The organism is Streptomyces roseolus, assembly GCF_014649855.1.
Lineage (GTDB): Bacteria > Actinomycetota > Actinomycetes > Streptomycetales > Streptomycetaceae > Streptomyces > Streptomyces roseolus.
Map to the genome: position 1 here is coordinate 1 of NZ_BMTV01000075.1, position 2,263 is coordinate 2,263.

At 71.9% G+C, this 2,263-nt stretch carries 3 protein-coding genes; all 3 read right to left on the minus strand.

Annotation, left to right across the window (positions count from 1 at the left end):
• Positions 1-631, minus strand: a 631-nt coding sequence (locus IE245_RS36475; RefSeq protein WP_189955738.1) for an adenosylhomocysteinase, incomplete at its 3' end; no start/stop codon positions are given.
• Positions 609-1,514: a methylenetetrahydrofolate reductase [NAD(P)H] gene (gene metF / locus IE245_RS36480; protein ID WP_189955741.1), complete on the minus strand. Its 906-nt coding sequence runs from the start codon at positions 1,512-1,514 to the stop codon at positions 609-611. The genes IE245_RS36475 and metF, both read right to left, overlap by 23 nt.
• A partial coding sequence (locus IE245_RS36485; protein ID WP_308436663.1) for a vitamin B12 dependent-methionine synthase activation domain-containing protein occupies positions 1,511-2,263 on the minus strand: 753 nt, incomplete at its 5' end. The genes metF and IE245_RS36485, both read right to left, overlap by 4 nt.

A 2,263-nucleotide genomic window follows, 5' to 3' on the forward strand; every position in this document is an offset into this window, starting at 1 on the left:
AGAGGAGCGTGCCGGCCTGCATCATCTCGTAGAGACGGTGGACGCCGGTGGTGGTCTCCTCGGTGACGCCCCGGATGCCGGCCGCGAGCGCCGGCCAGTCCAGCGGGCTGTTCTCCAGCAGCGCGCGCACGACGGCCAGTTCCTCGTTCTCGGCCTCCGGCAGCGCGCCGGTCTTGCGGTACTCGACGCCCTTGTGGACGAGGAGGGTGGCGTCACCGCCGTCGTCCAGGATCATGTTCGGGCCGTCGCCTCCGGGCCAGGTGAGGGCCTGCTCGGTGCACCACCAGTACTCCTCCAGGGTCTCGCCCTTCCAGGCGAAGACGGGGATCCCGGCGGCGGCGATCGCGGCGGCAGCGTGGTCCTGGGTGGAGAAGATGTTGCAGGACACCCAGCGGACCTCGGCGCCGAGGGCGACGAGCGTCTCGATGAGGACGGCGGTCTGCACGGTCATGTGCAGCGAGCCGGTGATCCGGGCGCCGGCGAGGGGCTGGGCCTCCGCGTACTCGCGGCGGATCGCCATCAGGCCGGGCATCTCGTGCTCGGCGAGGGTGATCTCCTTCCGACCGAAGGCGGCCAGGGACAGGTCGGCGACCTTGAAGTCGGTGAAGTCAGCGGGCGGCTGCGAGGGCATGCGGTGTGCTCCTTGGGTTCGTTGCGGGGGCGTTCACGACGTTGCGGTGGATCTCGACCGTCGCCGTCGACTTGTTGAGCGTGATGTAGTGCAGGCCCGGCGCACCCTCGCCGAGCAGGCGCTCGGCCATCGCGGTGGCGTGCTCGACGCCGATGCGGTGAGCACGCGCCGGGTCGTCCTTGGCGGCCTCCAGGCGGTGCGTGAGGTGCTCGGGGAAGGCGGCGCCGCTGAGCTCGGCGAAGCGGCGGATCTGCCGGACGTCGGTGGCCGGCATGATCTCGGGGATGATCGGGGTGTCGCAGCCGGCGGCGGCGACCCGGTCGCGCAGCCGCAGATAGTCCTCCGGGTCGAAGAACATCTGGGTGATCGCGTAGTCGGCGCCCGCCTCGCACTTGGCGACGAAGTGGCGGATCTCGCCGTCCCAGTCGGCGGAGCGAGGGTGGCGCTCCGGGAAGGCGGCGACGCCGATCCTGAAGTCGCCGAGCGAGCGCACGAGTTCGACCAGCTCGTAGGCGTAGGTGAAGCCCTCGGGGTGAGGGGTCCAGGGCCCCAGGGGGTCACCGGGCGGGTCGCCGCGCAGGACGAGCACGTCCCGGACGCCGGCGTCGGCGTACTGCCCGATGATGTGCCGGAGTTCGGCGACGGAGTGGCCGACGGCGGTGAGGTGGGCGACGGGCCGGAGCGTGGTCTCGGCGGCGATCCGCTTCGTGACCTCGACCGTCCGCTCCCGGGAGGAGCCGCCGGCGCCGTACGTGACGGAGACGAAGTCCGGCCGGAGCGCCTCCACGCGCCGGATCGCGTCCCACAGCGTCCGCTCGCCCTTGTCGGTCTTCGGCGGGAAGAACTCGAAGGAGAAGGTGGGCTTCCCACGGGCCGGGTTCACAGGCGTCGGCCTCCCGCGTTGAAGTAGCTCGCCTCCGGGTGGTGGACGACGATCGCGTCCGTCGACTGCTCGGGATGGAGCTGGTACTCCTCCGAGAGCTCGACCCCGATCCGCTCCGGCCGGAGCAGGTCGGCGATCTTCGCCCGGTCCTCCAGGTCGGGGCAGGCCGGGTAGCCGAGGGAGTAGCGGCAGCCCTGGTACTCGGTGCGGAGCATGCCGGCGAGACCCGCCGGGTCCGCGCCGCCGATGCCCCACTCCCGCCGCACGCGCGCGTGCCAGTACTCGGCCAGTGCCTCCGCCAACTGTACGGACAGGCCGTGGAGTTCGAGGTAGTCGCGGTAGGCGTCGGCGGCGAAGAGCCGGGCGGTCTCCTCGCCGATCCGCGGACCGACCGTGACGACCTGGAGGGCGACGGCGTCGGTCTCCCCGGACTCCTCGGGGCGGAAGAAGTCGGCGAGGCAGAGGCGCCGGCCGCGCTCCTGGCGGGGGAAGGTGAAGCGGGTCCGCTCGCTCCCGTGCTCGTCCAGGACGATCAGATCGTCGCCCTTGGACACGCAGGGGAACCAGCCGTGGACCACGGCCGCCTCCACCAGGCCCTCCCGCTCGACCCGGTCGAGCAGCGCCCGCAGACGCGGCCGCCCCTCCGACTCGATCGACGCGGGGTCCTTCAGACCCCACTGGCCCTTGAACAGCGCGCCCTCGTCGAGCCAGGAGGCGTAGTCCTTGAGCGGGATGCCCTTGACGACCCG